The organism is uncultured Shewanella sp. (assembly GCF_947491715.1).
In the GTDB taxonomy this organism is placed as follows: domain Bacteria; phylum Pseudomonadota; class Gammaproteobacteria; order Enterobacterales; family Shewanellaceae; genus Shewanella.
Genome location: NZ_CANLKR010000010.1, coordinates 35,654 through 56,273 on the forward strand (window position 1 = coordinate 35,654; position 20,620 = coordinate 56,273).

Below are 20,620 nucleotides of genomic sequence, written 5' to 3' on the forward strand. Positions count from 1 at the left end.
CTATGAGTCATTGATTATAGCTTATGCTCTTATAGTTATCTTATATACTATGAATAAAATGGTTTCACATTGATACTAATAATTTTTTGTAATTTACTGTTTGCCAATTGAAAATTGGCTTTTTCAATTAATTTATATTGTTTATTATTTTACTTCTTACGATTTAATATAATAAATGGAGAATAAAAAAAAACCTGCTATTTTTATCTATACGGAAATGATTTTTTTAACGTAGATAGCCATGCTGAAAATCAATGTTAAAGAAAATCATCTTATTAGATTGAATATATTGATATTTATCAAATGGAGAGTACTTAATGGCACTTTTAGCTCAAGTAGTCGGTTGCAAAGACTTACCAGCACCAGCGAATACCTCTGAAGGGAGTGGAGTCACAGGTAAAAATTGGTTTCCAATTTTATCATTGGGTTTTTCTTTTGCAAGAGATATTCAGATGGAAATTGGTAAAACGACTAATACCGATGGCGGAATGACGAGTATGAGTGAAATTTGTTTTACAAAAAAGTCGGACCCGGCATCAGAAATTCTTTTATCGTTATTGTTCAGTCCTGGACCAGAAGGTTACACATTTGAGTTTGTTGCGACTAAGGCTTCTCGAGAGGGGGCTGGTCAGGATATGTCAAAAAAAATGACATTTACTAATTGTCGACTTTCAAGTCATTCTCTTGAACATTCAGAGGGGGGGGACGCTGTAGAGGTCATTAGTGTCGCTTATACGAAAATGGAAGTGAAACATTTCCATGAAACTTCTGCTGGGAAAATGGAGGCAGGCGGGACTGTCGGTTACGACTGTAATCTCGGCAAGGTAACATCTTCAGCAGTGTAACCATCTAATTTACTCAAATGATGTTTGGAGGATATATGGGATTAAATTCTCAGCATAAACGAATAAGTAAAAACAGAGTGAGTATTACTTATGACGTCGAAACCAATGGTTCACTTGTTACTAAGGAGCTGCCTTTTGTTGTTGGTATGGTGGGGCCTTATTCTGGTCACCGGCCTGATGATGAAAAAGACCCTGTTGAAGACAGAGAGTTTACTCAGATAGATAAAGATAATTTTGATAGTGTGATGAAAGATTTTGATCCTCAATTATCTTTTAAAGTCGATAATAAACTGATTGATGATGACAGTCAGTTTGAAGTGAACTTGAAGTTTCAATCAATGAAAGATTTTCTTCCTGAAAATATCGTTAATCAAGTGGAGCCATTAAAAAAATTGGTTGATACTCGTAATCAATTAAAAGTTTTACTCTCTAAGGCGGATCGTTCTCGTGACTTTGAGAAACTATTGAAAGACATATTGCAGAGTAATGAGGCCATTGAATCATTGGCATCAGAATTAGGCGTGAATAAGGAAGAAGCAGAATGAGTGAAGAGCAAAGTGAAGATCAAAGTTATTTAGAGCAAGCTTTGACCATGACGAGTCAAACACCTGCCGATGATACGAAAGCATTACTCGCTACTTTAACTGAAGAGTCATTCAAAGGTACGGTCACTTGGGATAAAAACCTGACTGTTACAGTCGATAATGCTATTAGTGCCATAGATGAGTTAATTTCTAAGCAATTAACTGAGGTATTACATAATGAAGAATTTCAACGCCTAGAGGGGTCTTGGAATGGCGTGCAAAAAGTGGTTAAGGAATCTGACTTAGGACCAGATTTAAAAATAAGAATAGTGGATTATAAGAAAGATGAATTACTGGATCAATTTGAAGATGCGGTCTCAATCGATCGCAGTCGTTTCTTTAATATGATTTATCAAGAAGAGTATGGTACCGCTGGTGGTGAGCCCATTAGTCTGTTACTAGGAGATTACTTTTTTTCTTACAGCGATGAAGATGTAGCATTGCTCAGGTATATTGGCGAGGTTTCAGCGGCTTCTCACTCTCCTTTTATTGCAGCGACAAATCCTGCTATGTTTGATTTTCCTACATTTGAAACTTTTTATGAGGGTAAACCTGTTGCTGCTGGGTTTGATTCGCCTGCATATGCCAGTTGGAATGCTTTTAGAGAAAGTGAAGATTCACGCTATGTGACATTAACTATGCCTCAAACAATGACTCGTATGCCCTATGGGGATAGAGGAACTAAAATTAAAGACTTTAATTATCAAGAGTTTGAACTTGATGATAAAGGCGAACCTAGACCTTCGGGAATGCAGGACTTTACTTGGACTAATGCTTGCTATGAGATGGGATTACTCATGACAACAGCGTTTAGGCAGTCTGGTTGGTGTACTGCGATTCGCGGGGCTGAAAATGGGGGTAAAGTTGAGAATTTACCTAACTATACTTATTTGTCTCTATCTGGTGATACGGTGCAGCAATGCCCGACTCAAATAACCATTACCGATGAGAGAGAGAAAGAGCTGAGTGATTTAGGTTTCTTGCCAGTAGTGCATTATAAAGGCAGTAATTATGGTGTCTTTATGGGGGCGCAAACGACTCAAAAACCGAATACTTATATTGATCCTGATGCGACAGCGAATGCCGCGATTTCAGCCAGATTACCTTATATTATGGCGAGTTCCCGTATTGCCCATTATTTAAAAGTGATGGGAAGAGATAGAATTGGCTCAGCATTAGATCCCATTGATGTTGAAAAAGAACTATCCTTATGGATTGGCCAGTATGTTAACCCTAATGCTATTGGTAACGAATCTAAGGCAAAAACACCATTGAAGGAAGCGAAGGTGACAGTCGTTGAGCAAGTTGGTCGCCCCGGCTGTTATTCTGCTGTTGCATATCTTTGCCCTTGGTTACAAATGGAAGAGTTGACTACATCTTTAAGAATGGTTGCTAAAATTCCAGAGTAAAAAAGAGCATGAATGGGCAACGAATAAATTAAGGCGATTTTATGGAAGAAACCTTGGTTGATGCTGATGAGAAAAAGTTGGAAGATGAGGCTTTAGTTTCATTAAAGGTAACAACCAATAAAATTATTTCTTTGATAGATCGCCTTTGTTCTGAACAATTATCATTAATTTTACAGCATAAAGATTTTAAAAATTTAGAATCATCTTGGCGTGCTCTACAGCTTGTTATCGACACCCGTTCTTATTCTAATAATGTGCTTATAAAAGTCTTACCTTTAAACTGGGATGAATTGAGTAAAGATCTCAACTTGGCATCTGAAGTGAAAAGAACATTGTTATATCGATTGATAGTTAATAATGAATTGAATACACTAGGTGGCCATCCATTTGGTGTATTACTTATTGATTATGATGTATCAGATCAAGAGTATATTGAAACAGATTTTGATGATTTATATACATTACAGTTATTATCTGAAATTGGGAAGGTGGGTCTATGTCCTGTTATTTTAGATATTAACCCTTTATTTTGGGGGGTAACACCAGAAAGACTTTTATTTGATCATGATAGGTTGATTAGGATAAATGAGAGTGATGACTTGAGTTCGTGGAGGCTTTTAAGGAGTCAAAGTTCAGCAATTTTTTTAGGCTTGGTGATGAATCCTTTTCGGCTTCGAGATCCCTATATTAACCATTTTACAGGATTTGTTTTTAATCAAGACGATCATGAAAATTCTATGGTATGGGGAGGAGCAAGTTATGCTTTTATTGCAAGTATAATAAATGAGTTTGAAAGAACATCTTGGTTTGGATTTTTGAGAGGGGGGACAAAAAGGGATGATGATGCATTAGTATTGATTGGCGCCAAGAAAGAATGGATCCAACCCAAGTTCCGTTTGCTATCTTGTCATGATAGCTTTTGGTCAAATCTAGGTGTAATACCAATTCTAAGTAGTTTTTTAACCGGTCAGGGAATGATTACTAGTAATAAGTCTGTTTATAATGGATTTTCAGATCCAGAAAAGAATCAAGTTAATTTAATGCTACAGACGAACCTTATTGGGTGTCGATTTAGCCATTATATAAAGCTATTGGCTAGGGAGTATGTGGGTAGTCATTATACACTAGGAGAAATTGAGTCTAAATTGAATGCTTGGATAGAAAAGTATGTGAGTGCAATAGACTATGGTGATGATAATATTATGGCGACTTACCCACTTTACTCAGCTGAAATTAAATTAAATAAAGTAGATAATGAGATGGCATATAGGTGTGATATTAGTTTATCACCTCAATACCAATCAGAATCGATAAAAGGATTTTGGAAAATACAAACTGGTGTAGGGATAGAGGATGAATAATGTTATTGCATAGGTTTTTATTAAGTAATGAAACTTTAAAAGAACAGATAAAAAAATCTATATTAAATAATTTGGTTTCATTATTATCTTCTAGGCCTCCGGTATGGGTACCTAAAATCCAATCAGGTATAATGTTGAACTCAATAGGAACTATGGGTTTTTTAAATTTATCTAAAAACATGAGTGCTCTTGATGCAACAAAGGCAAAGGTGGAGTTAACCAAGAAAATAAATTTTTTTGAACCAAGAATTAAGTCTCTTTCGATTTTGGTAGAGAGTAATGTAAATAATAAAGAATTGGTTTTTAGTATTTCAGGTTATTACTTGTATTTGGGGGATGAGGTGGACTTCATCGCTAAAGCAAATGTTGATGTTGTTAGTGCAAATGTAAGGATACAGGAGAGTTATTTTGCATCATAGATTTCTTTATTTTTTTGAACAAGAGCTTATGTATTTGAAAAGTGATGTATCTAAATTTGCATCTAGTTATCCTGAGCTTGCTAGAAATTTGAATATTCATGGTTCAAATATTGAAGATCCAGACATATCAAGATTAATAGAAAGTATTGCTCTCCTAAATGCAAGGGTTAATAATAAAATAGATGATGACTACCCTAAACTTGTGCGCCAGCTTCTTAGGATGCTTTTTCCTCAATCGGTTTGTCCTATTCCTTCATATGCTATTGTCGAGTTTTCGATTGGTGATGCTTCAAATTCGATAGAGTTTATTCCTAAAGGTAGTTTATTTAGAATCAATGATGATAAGATGGAAACAGCTTTCAGTACTTGTTATGATGTCGAGCTATATCCGATTGAGTTAATATCGGTTGATGTTTTCGATGCACCCTTTAATGAATATAAGCCGAATAAAGCCTATCTTTCTCAGTCATTAATGAGGCTGACATTGAGGAGCTTTGAAAGTGAAGTTCCAATTTTTAATTTGTTGGGAGATTCATTAATTTTTTATTTGGATGGTGAAATTCAGGATGCATATAGGTTGTATGACGTATTATTTAGTTCAGTAGATTGTATTGTATTGTCAACGGATACTTTAGAGGAGGGAATAGAAATAAGCAAGGAGAGTATTAAGCCATATAATATTGAAAATGAACTCGATATATTACCTTATCCTGTAAAAGGCTATGGAGCATTAAGTGCAATTAATGAATTTTTTAATTATACGGATAAATATCGATTTATCAGTATTGATATTTCATCATTAAAAAATAAATTGCGCCATGAGAGTGAGTTTTCTCTCTATATATATTGTAAGAATATACCGTTAAGTGTTTCTCGGTTTTTGAATGTTTCAAGCTTTAAATTAAATTGTGTTCCTCTGGTTAATCTTTATCCATTAGAAGCTGAGCCGCTTAGAATATCAGGAAAGAATTTAAGAAATAAAATAATAACTGATGTTTTAGATCGTAACATTCATACTTTTTGTGTTGATGAGATAATGGATATTTCAAGTGGTAAGGGAGAATTAGTCACAGCACTCTATGAAGATAAGTATTATGATAGTAAGAGTGAAATACATTATATTTTAGAGCAAGATGTAGATATTATAGGAGAGTTTTATAATTTAATTACTTTAGTCGGTAATGAAGGAAAAAATATTGATGATAGAGAGAGAGTTTTATCTATCAAAGTTAAAGCTATGATGGGTGAGGATGTTTCCTTAATATCAACGATGTCTAAGATCACTTCACTCAGTGCAATAACACTTAGTTTTAGCCCTGATCTTTTGACTAAACCATCGGCTTCTATCATGAATGTATTAAATGATAATGTGTCTTGGGATTTATTACAACATCTTAATTTGAACCTTTCTGTTATATTTGGAAGTGATTCTCCTTTGATAGAACTTAAAAGAATGCTTTCTATTTATAATAGAAAAGATAAAGCAAGGAATGAAACTTGGATTAACTCTATTGTCAGCTTAAATATGGAGCGTGTTGTTTCACCGGCTAGAATAAATAATAAAAGTTGCTATGTCCAAGGAAGTCGTATAGATGTAGAGATCAACTCAGATGAATTAACTAGTGGTGGTGTTTTTATATTAATCCATTTACTAGACTATTTCTTTTCTTGGTTTTGTAGTTTCAATAGTTTTACTCAATTAGATATATATTTAGTCGGTATAAGTGGTACATATTATTCCTGTCCAAGAAGGATGGGGTGGAGAGCTGGATGTTAGTTACACCTTTAAATGGTAATCCGCATGAATATGAATATATTCAAGTAAAAAGGTTTTTGGAAAATATTGAGCCTTCAGACTATTCAAATAGGAAAATATTAACTTATTCTGGGCAGTTTTGTGATTTTTCTTATGGAGAGGTAAAAATAGTTTTTCAGAAAAACAATAATTGGATTATAAAAGTTAACCTTCCGAGTTTACTTGGCTATTACTTTACTTTGCCAGAAATGTTTTATTCTCTTACATTAAGAACATATTTTGACGATGATGATTCAATGATTGATTTTTTCAATATATTTGAGAATAGGCACTTCGAATTATTATTTAAATCATCTTGCAAGAATAATTTAGCTTTGAACTATGAAGAAGAAATTAGAGGTGCAAAAAAAGGTAAGAGGTATCTTTCTGGTCTATTAGGGGTAATTGGTGGAAGTTTACCGCAGTACGGCGGTGTGATGTCATTAAAAAGTAGTCATGCAAAAGTGATTAAAAATATTTTAGAGGATTACTTTGATATCAAGTTTAAAATATATTCAGATGTTCCTGATTATATTCCATTAGTATCGGATACTTGTTCAAAAGTTGGAGTAGAAAACTCTAACCTAGGTGTTAGTTTACTTCTTGGAAAGTCTTGTGTCATTTTTGGAAACAAAATGGTTGTAGAAATAGAAGCAGAAAATGAAGAAAACTTTCAACAGTTAAGGACAGATATAAAGTTAAAAGATAAAATTGAAATGGTGATTAGTGAATATATGGCTACACCTATTGTAATTAGTATTGTTATAAAAACGAAAGCATTATTTATGCCTAGAATAATACTTGGAAAAAATGACACGAGTAAGTTAGGTTACTCTTGTTTTATGGCGAGTGAAGAAGATTTTATCTATTATAAAGTGAAATAAACCTATGGTTAAATTAGAACTTTCAGAGCTTATCTCTAAACTCACTCCAGAGTTAAAGCAGGATTTAGAATCCGCAGCGGGTGATTGTCTGTCTAGGCAACATTTTACTGTCACTGTTGAACATTGGTTTTTTCAACAATTAAAACGAGGTTGTGCGATATGGATTGAGGTTTTGGAATCCGTTAGTATGGAGCCTTTTCCATTGCTTAATGAGTTGGAAACGGCTTTATCGGCTATGCCTAAAGGTAATGATAGCCCGCCCAGTATCTCTTCTGAGTTAGTGGAACTTATCAAGGATGCTTGGTTAATCGCATCCATAAATCAAACTTCATCAAAAATTACCCCTTACCATATTATTATGGTTGGGATAAATCGACTATCGACTGGTAGTATTTTTTGTTATGGTTGTCAATCGATTGAAGACTTGATGAAAAAAGTGTCGTTGAGTTGGATCCAATCCAAATCTGAGCTAACGGGTCATTCGATTTCAAATGTTAAAGCGGACGGAAATGCGTCAATAGAGCAACATACCGCCTTAGAAAAATATTGTAAAAATATTACTCAAGAAGCAGAAAATGGTGAATTAGATCCAGTGATAGGCCGTCATGATGAAATAAGAAAGGCCATTGATATATTATGTCGAAGAAAGCAAAATAACCCCATATTGGTGGGGGAGCCTGGTGTGGGAAAAACGGCTATAGTCGAGGGGTTAGCTTGTCGTATTGTAGATAAAATGGTGCCTTCAGTTCTAATGGGGACTGTGATTTATTCTCTTGATTTGGCTTTATTACAGGCTGGGGCCAGTATAAAAGGCGAATTTGAAAATCGATTAAAAGATATTCTTAATGAAGTAAAAGCATCGACAAAGAAAATTATTATTTTTATTGATGAAGCTCACTCGCTTATTGGAGCCGGAGGGAAAGAAGGGCAAAATGATGCAGCGAATATATTAAAGCCAGCGTTAGCCAGAGGGGACTTTAAAACACTTGCTGCGACAACGTGGGCTGAGTATAAAAAATACTTTGAGAAAGATGCTGCGTTAACTCGGCGTTTTCAATTGATTTCTGTTAATGAGCCTTCAGAAGAAATTAGTATCCAAATATTAAGAGGGACATCCGTATCTCTGTCTGAGCATCATAAAGTGAGGATTTCCGATAAGGCATTAGAAGCTGCTGTGGGGCTATCTGTTCGATATTTACCCGATAGACAATTACCAGATAAAGCTATTTCTTTGCTTGATACAGCATGCGCTCGAATTGCCTTAAGTCAAGTGGCGGAGCCCCATCAAGTTGAATCAGAGAAGGTTCATTTATCTCAATTACAAACTGAACTCAATGCTTTAGAAGCTGAAGTCGCATTAGGTAATGATCACAAGGCACGTATTCAGGCACTAGAAAATGACATAAAAGAGAGTAACAATGAGCTGAACTTATTGGACACTCGTTGGAAAAAAGAAAAAAAATTAACTGATGAAGTATTAGCTTTAGAGTTGAAAGCATTAAATGGGGAGAAAGATACTCAATTAGTTGATGAGTTAAATACATTAAGGCAATCATTATCAACTCTTCAGGGGGATCACCCTTTAGTGCATGGCATTGTTGATGATATAGCGATTGCTACTGTGATTGCGTTATGGACCGGTATTCCTGTAGGGAATATGTTGGAGGATGAAGTTGAACGTTTAATCCATTTGGAAACCAATATCGCGAAAAGAGTGGTGGGCCAATTAGGCCCTATTAAAGCGATTGCTGATTCTATTCGCATCTCTAGGACTGGCCTTAGCGATATTCGCAAACCTATGGGGGTCTTTTTAATGTGTGGCCCAAGTGGTGTAGGGAAAACTGAAACGGCTTTGGCATTAGCTGAGCAGCTGTTTGGTGGAGAGCAATATTTAACGACCTTAAACATGACTGAGTTTAAAGAAGAGCATAAGGTTTCTATGTTATTAGGTGCCCCTGCTGGTTATGTTGGATATGGGAAAGGTGGGGTATTAACTGAGGCTGTGCGTAAAAAGCCTTATGGGGTATTGTTACTTGATGAGATGGAAAAGGCCCATCCTGGTGTACATGATATTTTTTATCAAATTTTTGATAAAGGTAGTATTAATGACAGTGAAGGACGCAATATTAGTTTCAAAAATACCTTGATTATCATGACATCGAATGCTGCGGATAAATTGATTTGTGAGCTATGTGAAGATAACACTCCGAGTATTGAAAAAATATTATTAGAAATCAATGATGAAATACAGCGTTACTTTAAGCCTGCTTTTCTTGGTCGTTGTACGCCAGTTCCCTATTATCCATTAACAACCATAGAGCTTACTAAAATTGCGAAACTGGTTATTGCACGTATTGCTGAACGTATTAAAACACAATATGAAGCAGAGTTGAACTTTACTCAGCAGGCTTATGATTATCTTATCGGGTTAAATCAATCTCCTGAAACGGGTGCCAGAGCAATTGAACAAATTGTGCAAATGAAGATATTACCCCAGTTATCGACTGCATGTATTGAAAAATTAGTTGAAGGGAAAAAATTTAAAGTGGTAAAAATTGACTATAATGAAGTTTTAACTATTTCACTTCATTAACATATCAATAAATGAAGGGATTCTTATGGTGCTTTCGTTACATGTTATTTTTTCTCCTAAGGGAGAAACACTGACTCGATTGAATTTTACACTTCCAGAAGAAGGTGGGAGTATAGGAAGCGACTCAACTAGTACAATAGTATTGTCAGATAGTACTTTTAACGTAATACCTATACATGCTGTTATCAAAAAGGAAAGAGATAAATATTTTATTACGGATATGAGTCAATCGGGTATTTATATTAATGGTTCAGAGAAAAAGCTTGGATATCATAACGAGTTATTATTAAGTGATGGTGATACATTAGATATCGCTGGGTACAGATTGCTTGTTTCTTGTTTTTCTTCTAAAGAGAGTAGTTCTTTTTCAAATGCTCCTGTTTTGACCAATTCAAATAGGAATATTGAGGCTAACAATAAGCATTCCTCTCTTTTTTCGAGTAATACTTCAGCGTTAGACTTATATGATGATCCTTTTACGGATTTTGACGAATCAAATTTTAATCACGAAAGTGCACCATTTGTCGCTAGCCAACAAAGTGAAGAACATCAGTATGCTGATCAACGTAGAGAGTTTGATTTTATAAAAAGAGAAATAAAAATAAATAACTCGATAACATCTTCATTTGTAGCCTCTGGATCGGCGGAACCCGATCCTTTTATGGGAGCTGTTGATCAGACTCCACATCATACTGTACATAGTCTTGATAAGAAAATTGAACCTGTATATTCCTCTCAAACTTACCCTTTAAAGACAAATGAGGTCTGTGATGGGCATGGGACTTTGATGCCTTTGCACCAAGATATTCAGGAAAGAAGCCATTCTCATTGTGCGGTGATGGAGTTAACTGATATCGATGTGATGAAAGTTAAAATAGAAGGGGCTATGCAGCGGTTTTTAGAAGAGTTATCACCAGAATATTTAGAGTCAATGTTTAATGACTGTCATATAGGTTGGCGTAAATTAAAGAAAAAAGACTTATGGGGATTATATAGTTCTCACTTTTTTAGAATGATGAATTCAAATGAATTTCAACGAAAGTTCTGGGCTTACTTCTGTGATCAGTGAGGGTGTATGGTATTACGAAAATTATTTTATTTGGCTATTGTTGCTACTATAGCAGGGTGTAGTCTAATAGGTTTAGGTGGGGACGATCCAACAGAGTTACATTTAACAATTAAGCCTTCTCTAGAGATTAATCCTAATTTCCTAGGAGAGGCATCGCCGGTTGTGGTGAGATTATATGAGTTAAGTAGTAACACCGAGTTTAATTCAGCCAGTTTTATGTCATTATTATCTAGTGATAAGTCTGCTTTAGGCAATTCAATGTTAACTAAAAAATCATTACCTAGTTTGATCCCTGGTGAAACAGTTAAATATGATGTCACCTTGAATGATAAGACTATCTATTTAGGTGTTTTTATTGAATATGCCGATTTTAATAATTCGATACCTAAAGGTATTATTTCAATAGAACCTTTTGAAGAAAACAATATCATTCTTAATGTGAATAGGATGAGCATGACTTTAGATAGGGAAGGCGATTAAATGAATGAAAACATAAAAAAAGTCGTTTGGTCTGAAGGTATGTTTATTAGCCCGCAGCACTTTCAGCAACAAGAGAGATATTTAGAGTCTTATATAAAGAGTTATCATCACTTTAATCATAGTAGTGATTTAGGGCTATTCGATATTGATATTGATATTGATTTACTTAAAATTGGTAAGTTTGGAGTAAAGCACTCTTCTGGCATTTTCCCTGATGGAAGTCCATTCCATACAGATTATGAGATGGTTATCGATATTCCTGACGATGCGGTAGGCAAATTAATCTATTTAGTTTTACCTATTTATCGACAAGGCATACAAGAGGTCACATTTGAAGAAAGTTCAGGGATCCGTCACCGTGCAATGATGCAGTCTATTTTTGATTCTAGCCGGCAAGGTACCGAAGCTGAAGAAATTGAATTATCCATTCTTAATATCAGCCTGAAAATCGAAGGTGAAGATCTTGAAGATTATACTCTCATTGAAATAGCCAGAATCAAAGAAAAGAAAATAGATGGCGGAGTGATTTTAGACCAGACCTATATCCCACCTTGCTTACAAATTGGTGTATCTGATTATATTTTAACTTCATTAAAAGAAATACATGCTGACCTTATAAGTCATGGACAAAATTTAGCGAACAAGCTTTCCGTAGATAATAGTGTTAAAGCAGATCAAATTGTTGCATCTGACTATATTATGCTGCAAACCATTGCAAGATGGACACCTCAAGTTTATGTTTGGCTTAACAAAAACAAGGTATCACCTCAGATTTTGTACTACTATCTTTGTACCATGGTTGGAGAATTTTCTGCTTTAAAATCTACATTTCTAAGTCATTTCGAAGATTTTGATTGCCACAATATGTTTCCTCTTTTTAGTCGGTTGTTTGGTGACTTGAAAGTGTTGCTCAGGCAGGGGAGAGAAAGCAGTGTGACAATTCTAAATTGGGATAACACGTTATTTGATAAAAGGAGGCTTTTACGTATTAAAGTCATGGATTCTGTGTTGTATAATTCAAGCCGCATTTTATTGGCTGTTAGTTGTTCTTTGGGGATGGCAGAGACAAGTAAGCAGTTTATTGCTTCTTCTAAGTTGGGAGGCAATAACCGTATTGCAGAACTGGTACGAAATTCTATGTCGGGTATTCCTCTGACTGTGCTACCTTTTGCACCCAATGAGTTAAAGTCAAGAGCAAATAAAGCTTATTTTGAATTAGATACAGATTCCCCTTACTGGCAAGAAATAGTGAGAAAAGATGAGCCTATAGCATTGCATTTAAATGAAAAAATAGCTGATTTTGAGATAGAGTTGATATTTATACGTTAGGGAAATAAATCATGGAGTCAGATAATAGTAATGCATTGGAGCAAAATGATAGTATCTTAATGCAAGACAAAGTGAAACAAGTTGAGCTGCCTTATACTGATAATGCTTTATTAGATTTATATGTTGAGTATATCGCTATATTAATAGCGATCCCTAGACAAATACGGCCAGCTGATCTTGCCTTTTATAGACAAGAACTGATAAATAAAATTATGGTAATAAGAAGAAAAGGAGTATTGCTAGACTATCATCCTAGTATATTAGATAAGGCGTGCTTTATTGTTTGTGCTGCCGTTGACGAAGCCATTATTTATAGCAATTGGGGCAAAAGTTCTGGATGGGAAAATGCGACGCTTTTAAATCACTTTTTCAATCAGAATAATGGTGGTGAAGTTTTTTTTGACTTATTGGAAAAGGCGAAGTTTCAGCCTAAAAAATTAATTGACTTTATTGAGTTACAGTTTGTTCTTCTTAAAATTGGTTTTATGGGTAAATATCGTTTTGAGTCGCAATACTTATTGAATGAATATGCTTCAGAACTATATGATTTTATTTTTAATTATAAAAGTTTTAATCCATTAAAGTTAAATAGTAATACTAAAAAGGTCAAACCCAAGAGTCAGATTAAGTTCATCGCGCATAGTTTGTGGCTTTCTTTAACCTTAGTTGTCTTTCTTGCTGTTGGAACGACTTCTTATTTTTTCTATGAGCGTTGGGTAGAGAGTGTGTCAGGACAATTTGTGCACTTGGCTGATGTTGAAGAAGCAGAGAATGTATACCAACATTTTTCAGATGATGCATTTATTGATAACAATATTACTTTTAAACCTGCTCAAACGGGCTGGTATGTGCAGTTACCCGAACCTATGGACATAGGCAAAGCGAAAAACTTGATGAAACATCTCATCCTTGCGGGTTTTGATGTGCAATTGCAAGCAAAAGGCACAGAGGCGTTCGTTAATCTATTTGCCGGAAAGATTTATCAGCAAGGTGAGCATTTAAATGATCTGCTTCACTTAAGGTATTCTCAGTCTGGCAAAGTAAGATATTATAAAAAGGAGAGCTTTATTCATGCCAAGTAAATGGAGGTGGGCCTTCGCTGCCTGGTTATTGGTTGTGCTTATTGTTGTCATTATTGCTTATTTATATCGAGTCGAAATAGGCAATGAAATGCTAATGGTATTAGGTGGGGGAATTGTTCTTGTTTCAGCTTTTATTATAGGTTATTACCTTAACTCAACTAAAGAGGAGGTTGAAGTAACGCCATTAGAGCTTGAAATACAAAGAGGTAAGATGCTCATAGAAAGGCAGTTTATAGGTGCCCTGAAAACAATTTATGGTCGTAAGTATAAAAATGCTAAGTTACTTCATTCTTTACCTTGGTATATCTTACTTGCAGGAAAAAGAGTTGATGCGAAGCGTTTTTTATATCTCAATAATTTGAATAATGTAAATTCTGATGATGTTGAGGCCGATAGGTTATTTAGAGTTTGGGGTAACGATGAATTACTCATTTTTCAGTTGACAGAAGATATCTTTAATACTGAAAAAGAAAAAGAAGCGTTGTTGATTTTTCTTGCTAAATTATTGTATCAATATCGCCCGCGTCAGGCTGCTAATGGTATTATCACTATTGCTCGATGTAAAACCATTTTAGATGATAAAGAAGTGGACAGTGACGGAGATGTCTTAGCACGGGGATTGCAAAGATCAATTAATCATTTTAATGTTGAAACGGGATTAATTTTGCCTGTTTACACTTTATTTGATGCATTAGATGAAGTCAGTGATATCAGTGAATACTTTTCTAATTTCTCTGGAATAGAGGCTGAGCAGCCTTTTGGTGCATTAATGCCGTTAGAAAAGAATGGTAAAAGCCAGTTTGATGCACAATGGTTTGAAGAAGAGTTTAGTCGTACTGTCCATGAAATTAGTCTTTTACAATCTAAAGAGTTAAATGACAGTAAAAAAACAGAAAACTGGCCATCAATTGTTGCTGTGACCTTTCAACTAAAATTGCTTAAGCTCTCTATTCAACGATTTTATTCCGTTTTATTAGCTGAAAGTCGTTTACGAGATATTTATTTTTACCGTGGGTACTATATGTTTTCTGCGGGAGATGCTAAACGTAAAATGGATATTTTGCTAAAAGGTGTGGGGGAATCTTTGGGGTTTAAGTCTAATGAACATAAACTCTCCCAAACACAAGGTCGTAGCTTATTTTCAATGCATCTTGTCGGTAAGATTATTTTGCCTGAGTCCCAGCTTGTCGGTGTTAATCCAAAAAGAGAAAGAAGGTATCAATATTACCGTGTCTTCCTATTTATTTTACTGGGGGTCATTGTCTTAGGTAGTGTTTATTTCCAGTATCGTAATATGAATATGCAAGATGATTTTACTGATAATATGTCGGTGAGTATAAATCAATACTCCGAACAAATGTCTGAAACTCTACCCACACTTGGAAATTTCCATGTCATACTTTCACAACTCGATGAGTTAAGGCAGGTTTATGAAAGCTCGCATAAGGAGAATTTTTCAAAAGGGATGTTATATTTGATTGGAAATAATGATATAGAAAATGGGCTAAAATATTCATATAATATGCAATTAGAATTAATGTTGTTACCTTTATTAATTGAGTTTACAGCAAATGATTTACGCATTGAAATAGCGCTTAATAATTCTGGGGAGATTTTTGAATTATTGCATTATTATATGATGTTTTTTGATTATTCTGATTTAGATAAAGATAAGCTTATTGAGTATTTGATGTTTGCATCTCATAATTATGTTGATCTCAATCCCCAACAAAGTCGGCAACTTAAAATGCAAATGGAAGAGCTATTTAGTTTTGATTATACCGGGCTTGCACCTGATCCAGAATTAATTGAATTGGCTGACAATCAGTTGCGTGGAGTGCCATATTACCGTTTGATTTATAACAGTATAAAAAGTGAAGTACAAAATAAGAAGCTTGTTGATATTGCAGACTCGGTTGGTCAAGGCTTTTATACGATATTCACTCTTCCAAGTGAATCGAAAGTGACTCATATTCCTTATTTTTATACAAAGAGAGGATTTGAGGGCTCTAAAGATAGCTTGTCTGAAGACTCTGAGATCATAAGGCAAAGGTTATACGAAATAAAAAATATCAATGGAGACAAATCTGAGACAACAACCTCAGAGATTATTAGCTTAAGTAATAAAATAAGAGAATTATATTTCAGTGAATATATCTATTATTGGAATGATTTGTTGATGAATGTTTCTATTAATCACTTTTCAAATAGCAGCGCTTTCAGAGATGCGTTAACATTATTAAAAGATCCCGTTCAAAGTCCATTGATTCTTTTTTTGGAGCAAGTTAGAGAAAATACTAAATTAGCAAGAGATGTAACAGAGGATGATGAATATGACGATCACAATCAACCTGAGCGGGTTGTCAATAATGCATTTTCCGATGTTATTCATACCTTTAATGAAAAGTCTGTTGTTGCTGGGTCACTGGCAGAATTTCAATCGTTACTTATTGGATTAAATGACTTTATTGTTAAAAATGAACAGGCTCCAATCCCAGGTGTTGCTTGGCTTGAATCTGCCAAAGCGCATATTGGCAATGAGCTTGATCCCATTGCATTACTTCTATTGCAATCTGCTTCTTTACCAAGATCTGTAGCACATTGGGGGGAGTCTCTTTCCTCTCAGTCTGTGTCATTAGTATTTAATCAAGCTAATCGTTATATTCAACGCCAATGGGAAATCGAAATCGGCAGGAATTTTAAACGTGAATTAGGGCAATATTATCCTTTTAATGTTAATAGTTCAGAAGATGTGACCTTAACTCGTTTTGCGAATTTCTTTAAGTTTGGTGGCGTATTGGATACATTTTATCAATTTTATTTGTCTTCATTTGTGGTTGCTGACGGGGATAAAATTACTCCAATTGTTTCTGATGGCATTCGTTTTCCACTTAATACTATAGTGCTTAAAGACATAAATCGAGGATTACAGATAACGAATGAGTTATTCAATAACCCTGATAATCAATTAGAATTAATGTTAAGTATTAAGCCTCGTAACCTGTCTTCTTCTGCAACGCGTTTTGATCTAGTGACGGAAAGCATTTTACTTAACTATCAACAGGGGCCACGTTTATGGAATAAATTGACTTGGCCTATGGACATGAATAACTTTCCTTTGTCAGCTAACTTTTTCTTTAATGGTATGAAATTAGCCGAAAGAAGTTATGAGGGGGATTGGGCACTCTTTAGGTTTTTCAATGATTCAATTATTAGCTATAACCCTTTTACAAAAAATTATTTATTAAACTATCAGTTAGATAAGTATAGGATCGATATTGAAGTTAAAGGTAAGGATCGTCTTCATTTAATATTTAATCTTATTGATGGTTTTAGCTTACCCAATGAATTGAATGTTAATCAAGTATATAGAACTATGCATGAGGTAGATTGATATAATAAACACTCTATTAATAATTGATGTTATAAAAGGAAAGTAAATGTCTAATGAATTAGAAATAGCCAATAGACGTTTAATCTTAACTGTAGATAAAAGCGAAGATTTTTCGTTGGAAAATGTTACCGTTAGCCAAACTGTGGGAGAAGGAAACAAGTGTAAAGGTGTGTTAGTATCAAGTGAGCCGATGACTGCAGATAAAATTGGTTCAGATATTAAAATTTCATTTACCCAAACCAATGGTGATGTAGTTGTTTATTTAAGCTGTTTATATTCATATGATTTAATTGACTATGATTTTGTGACTGGAGTATATCGTTTTGAATGGGTAGCTAAGCCTTGGTTTGAATTATTGAAAGAGTCTTCCAATTGCCGTATTTTTCAAAGTGTTACTACACAAAGTATTATTTCAACTATCTTTAGTGAGTTGAATTACTCTGGGTGTTTCGAATTCAAATTAATTGGTGATGATGAAGTTCGAGAGTACTGTGTTCAATTTAATGAATCGAACTACAGTTTTATTTGCCGAATCATGTCTGAAGTTGGCTGGCATTATCATTTTTCAGATGAATCAGACGTAAGTAAGCTTATTATTAGTGATAATAATGAAGGTTTTGCTTCATGTGAGCCAGCGGTAGCAGAATATTTAATTGGTTCAGGTAATAAATTTGATTGTATTAAGACATGGTCACCTCATTATCAAGCTTCTATAGGTAAAGCAAGAACGAGTGATTACTCATTGGCATTAGTTTCTCCACTTGATAGTGGAGAGCAAAGTTCTGCTAGTGATTGTGCTCAAGTGACACAAGATTATTATATTTATCCGAGTCGATCCGCAACAACCGCAGAAAGCTCGAAAAAAGCTAAACTCGCTATTCAGTCTTTTGACTGCCAGTCAGTTAAGTATATAGGGACCTCTAATTTAGTTTCATTGATGGGAGGTAAGCAATTTACGCTTTCGGGCCATGAAGACAATACTCTGAATCAAACTTATATTATACTTAAATGTTATCATAATATTAGTGCAGAAACAGTTGGAGAGGTTCATTATAGTAACAAAATAAATGCGTTACCTATCGATATAGAATATAAGAACTTTCCTTTACCTGCTATTCATATACATAGCCTTCAAAGTGCTGTAGTAGTAGGACCGAGTGGAAATGAAATTTATCGTGATTCACAAAATCGTATTAAAGTGCAATTTCATTGGGATCTAGAAGGGAAATTAGATGAAAATTCAAGTGCCTGGATCCGTGTATCCCAAGCAATGATTGGCCAAGGATTTGGTATGATGTTTACGCCAAGAATAGGAGATGAGGTTTTAGTGGGTTTTATTGATGGTAACCCTGATAATCCTACTATTATTGGGGCCTTGTATGATAATAAAAGTTCTCCCCCCTTTGAATCCAGTACACAATTTGGTTTGATGACGCGCTCGACGCCAAGTGGCAGTGCCAGTAATGCGCATATTTTTCGTTTTGATGATAATAAAGATAATGAAGAAATTTATTTACAGAGTGAAAAAGATTTCAATGTACTAGTCAAAAATAATCGTTGTGCTCAAGTACAGGGTGATGAAACTCATCAAGTTGATAAGTCTTATACCCAAACGGTTACTGGGGCTGCTGCTGTCTCAACGGAAGATGCATATTCAATAAAGGCAACTAAAACGATGAAACTTGATGCTACAGAAGATTTATCGTTGATATCGGCAGCTTCAATAAGTGGAAGTGCATCTGAGAATGTAAGCTTTAAAGCTTCAAGTGATATGGAACACAGTGGAACGAATATTACCCTTGATGGTTCAAGTTCCATTAAGTTGACATGTGGTGGCAGTGAAATCAGCATGTCAAGTTCAAGCATCAGTATTAGCTCCCCTTCTATTTCCATTGAAGCGACAGGAACGGCTGAATTAAAAGGAGCAAGTGTGACTGTTGAAGGTCAAGCCTCTGTTACGGTTAAGGGAGTGACAGCTGAGCTTAATGGATCTGCGACATCTAAGGTGACTTCAAGTGGGATAGCGCAAATCAACGGTTCTTTGACTACTATTAATTAGTATTAAACTGGAGTAAAAAACGAGGGTGAGCTATGACGCTAGCTGCTAGAGCGACCGATCTTCATGTTTGCCCTATGGTAACGGGTGTAGTTCCTCATGTTGGGGGTCCAGTTTTACCTGGGAGTGCTGCTACAGTATTGATTGGTAAATTACCGGCTGCAGTTTTAGGGCAATCTTGCACTTGTGTTGGACCGCCAGATACCATAGTTGCAGGCAGTACTACAGTAATGATTTGTAGTATGCCAGCGGCAAGAATGGGGGACTCAACTTCTCATGGTGGTAGTATTGTTTTGGGGTGTCCGACCGTAATCGTCGGGGGTTAGCTTATTTTCATGTTTGTTATCGCTTATTATTTTAATTTTATTGAAAATATAGGATGACATATTCATCTAATGCTTTTGTGCTTTTGTCATCAGTGATAATGGAATAATTAGACTTATATTCTATAATTATAATTCTGTTCACTTTACAATTGTATGTTATGGAGTTATAGACATGACAAAAAATGAATTTAAGCGGCATTTAGGGAATAACAAGATGGAAGTTGTTTCTGTGGGCTGCGCCATTATTGATCAAGCTTGCGGTTTCAATTGGGCTACAATTACAAAAGATGGTCTTTCCTCTGGTGTTGATATGTATGAAAGTAAGAAAGTTGCCTCAATACCTAACCCACTGTTTATTTCTCATGGTCATGATGCTATTGGTAATCACTCTCCAAAAACTAAGAAATATTTAAGGAATCGTAGATGGAAAACAATAGGCGGTGGATTGGTTTCTTTTATTGGTAGTGGTGGTTCTGTGGTCACTCAAGTCAATACGACAGGGATTGCGAGACATACTCGAGCAACATCCAAAACGTTAGCGCATATTGCTCGTTTATCACAAATTTCCAAAGGTTTTAAAAAAAGCGAATACCTCACTGAATTGTGTGCGGTAGTATTATTAATGAAAAAAATTAAAGCGGCTACCCGTGGTGGGCAACTTGTGTCTGATTGTATTCCTAATGCTCTTGCAAGTGGCCTTGTTGGGGCGAGTACTGCAGCCTTTGGGGCCATTATGGCTGCTAGACATAAAGAAATTGCTGCTCAAACAGCGTTATTATTACACTGGCGAGCTTTTCAAGAGTATCAGCTAACAAAGGTTTTTGGTGGTGATGGGCCAGCAATGCGAATAGTCAGAGAACTATTTGGACAAGCCATACGTTCTGGTGAGCCTAATTACTGTAAAGTTGATGCGCTTATTAATGAACCGGCAGGTTGGGTTGCAATAAAAGACAAAATTAATCTTATCTAGGTCAAAGTTTATACTATTAAGGTG

Annotated in this window: 16 protein-coding genes; all 16 read left to right on the plus strand. The window is 35.2% G+C overall.

The window, feature by feature from the left end; all coding sequences use genetic code 11:
• The first annotated feature begins 317 nt into the window (after nucleotides 1-317).
• The 16 genes from Q0779_RS09240 (at nucleotide 318) to Q0779_RS09315 (ending at nucleotide 20,596) form a co-directional block, all read left to right on the plus strand.
• Complete coding sequence (locus Q0779_RS09240; RefSeq protein WP_298771885.1) at nucleotides 318-845, plus strand: type VI secretion system tube protein Hcp; 528 nt, start codon at nucleotides 318-320, stop codon at nucleotides 843-845.
• Between the two features lie 35 nt (nucleotides 846-880).
• Nucleotides 881-1,390, plus strand: a complete 510-nt coding sequence (gene tssB / locus Q0779_RS09245) for a type VI secretion system contractile sheath small subunit (protein ID WP_298771887.1) — start codon at nucleotides 881-883, stop codon at nucleotides 1,388-1,390.
• Nucleotides 1,387-2,838, plus strand: coding sequence for a type VI secretion system contractile sheath large subunit (tssC, locus tag Q0779_RS09250; protein ID WP_298771889.1), 1,452 nt, complete (start codon nucleotides 1,387-1,389; stop codon nucleotides 2,836-2,838). The genes tssB and tssC overlap by 4 nt, the downstream gene beginning before the upstream one ends.
• Nucleotides 2,839-2,879: 41 nt before the next feature.
• The gene (locus Q0779_RS09255) at nucleotides 2,880-4,199 is read left to right on the plus strand and encodes a type VI secretion system contractile sheath large subunit (protein WP_298771891.1); all 1,320 of its coding nucleotides are present in this window, start codon (nucleotides 2,880-2,882) and stop codon (nucleotides 4,197-4,199) included.
• Nucleotides 4,199-4,618, plus strand: coding sequence for a hypothetical protein (locus Q0779_RS09260; protein ID WP_298771893.1), 420 nt, complete (start codon nucleotides 4,199-4,201; stop codon nucleotides 4,616-4,618). Before Q0779_RS09255 ends, Q0779_RS09260 begins: the two co-directional genes overlap by 1 nt.
• Nucleotides 4,608-6,395, plus strand: coding sequence for a type VI secretion system baseplate subunit TssF (gene tssF / locus Q0779_RS09265; RefSeq protein ID WP_298771895.1), 1,788 nt, complete (start codon nucleotides 4,608-4,610; stop codon nucleotides 6,393-6,395). The genes Q0779_RS09260 and tssF overlap by 11 nt, the downstream gene beginning before the upstream one ends.
• Nucleotides 6,389-7,297, plus strand: coding sequence for a type VI secretion system baseplate subunit TssG (locus Q0779_RS09270; RefSeq protein WP_298771897.1), 909 nt, complete (start codon nucleotides 6,389-6,391; stop codon nucleotides 7,295-7,297). Before tssF ends, Q0779_RS09270 begins: the two co-directional genes overlap by 7 nt.
• Nucleotides 7,298-7,301: 4 nt before the next feature.
• Nucleotides 7,302-9,890 (plus strand): type VI secretion system ATPase TssH, encoded by a 2,589-nt coding sequence (gene tssH, locus Q0779_RS09275; RefSeq protein ID WP_298771899.1) that lies wholly within the window; start codon nucleotides 7,302-7,304, stop codon nucleotides 9,888-9,890.
• A 25-nt stretch (nucleotides 9,891-9,915) separates the two neighbouring features.
• Nucleotides 9,916-10,959 (plus strand): FHA domain-containing protein, encoded by a 1,044-nt coding sequence (locus tag Q0779_RS09280; protein ID WP_298771901.1) that lies wholly within the window; start codon nucleotides 9,916-9,918, stop codon nucleotides 10,957-10,959.
• Nucleotides 10,960-10,965: 6 nt separating this feature from the next.
• Nucleotides 10,966-11,439: a type VI secretion system lipoprotein TssJ gene (gene tssJ / locus Q0779_RS09285; protein ID WP_298771903.1), complete on the plus strand. Its 474-nt coding sequence runs from the start codon at nucleotides 10,966-10,968 to the stop codon at nucleotides 11,437-11,439.
• Nucleotides 11,440-12,768, plus strand: coding sequence for a type VI secretion system baseplate subunit TssK (gene tssK, locus Q0779_RS09290; RefSeq protein WP_298771905.1), 1,329 nt, complete (start codon nucleotides 11,440-11,442; stop codon nucleotides 12,766-12,768). It abuts the gene before it with no gap.
• Between the two features lie 11 nt (nucleotides 12,769-12,779).
• Nucleotides 12,780-13,850 carry a type IVB secretion system protein IcmH/DotU gene (gene icmH / locus Q0779_RS09295; protein ID WP_298771907.1) on the plus strand — a complete coding sequence of 357 codons (1,071 nt, stop codon included), beginning with the start codon at nucleotides 12,780-12,782 and terminating at the stop codon, nucleotides 13,848-13,850.
• 94 nt (nucleotides 13,851-13,944) lie between these two features.
• Nucleotides 13,945-17,244: a type VI secretion system membrane subunit TssM gene (gene tssM / locus Q0779_RS09300; protein ID WP_298771909.1), complete on the plus strand. Its 3,300-nt coding sequence runs from the start codon at nucleotides 13,945-13,947 to the stop codon at nucleotides 17,242-17,244.
• Between the two features lie 46 nt (nucleotides 17,245-17,290).
• Entirely contained in the window at nucleotides 17,291-19,303 is a 2,013-nt protein-coding gene (locus tag Q0779_RS09305; RefSeq protein WP_298771911.1) for a type VI secretion system Vgr family protein, read from the plus strand.
• A gap of 32 nt (nucleotides 19,304-19,335) precedes the next feature.
• Nucleotides 19,336-19,626: a PAAR domain-containing protein gene (locus tag Q0779_RS09310; RefSeq protein ID WP_298771913.1), complete on the plus strand. Its 291-nt coding sequence runs from the start codon at nucleotides 19,336-19,338 to the stop codon at nucleotides 19,624-19,626.
• A 172-nt stretch (nucleotides 19,627-19,798) separates the two neighbouring features.
• Nucleotides 19,799-20,596, plus strand: coding sequence for a hypothetical protein (locus Q0779_RS09315; protein WP_298771915.1), 798 nt, complete (start codon nucleotides 19,799-19,801; stop codon nucleotides 20,594-20,596).
• Nucleotides 20,597-20,620 lie beyond the last annotated feature (24 nt).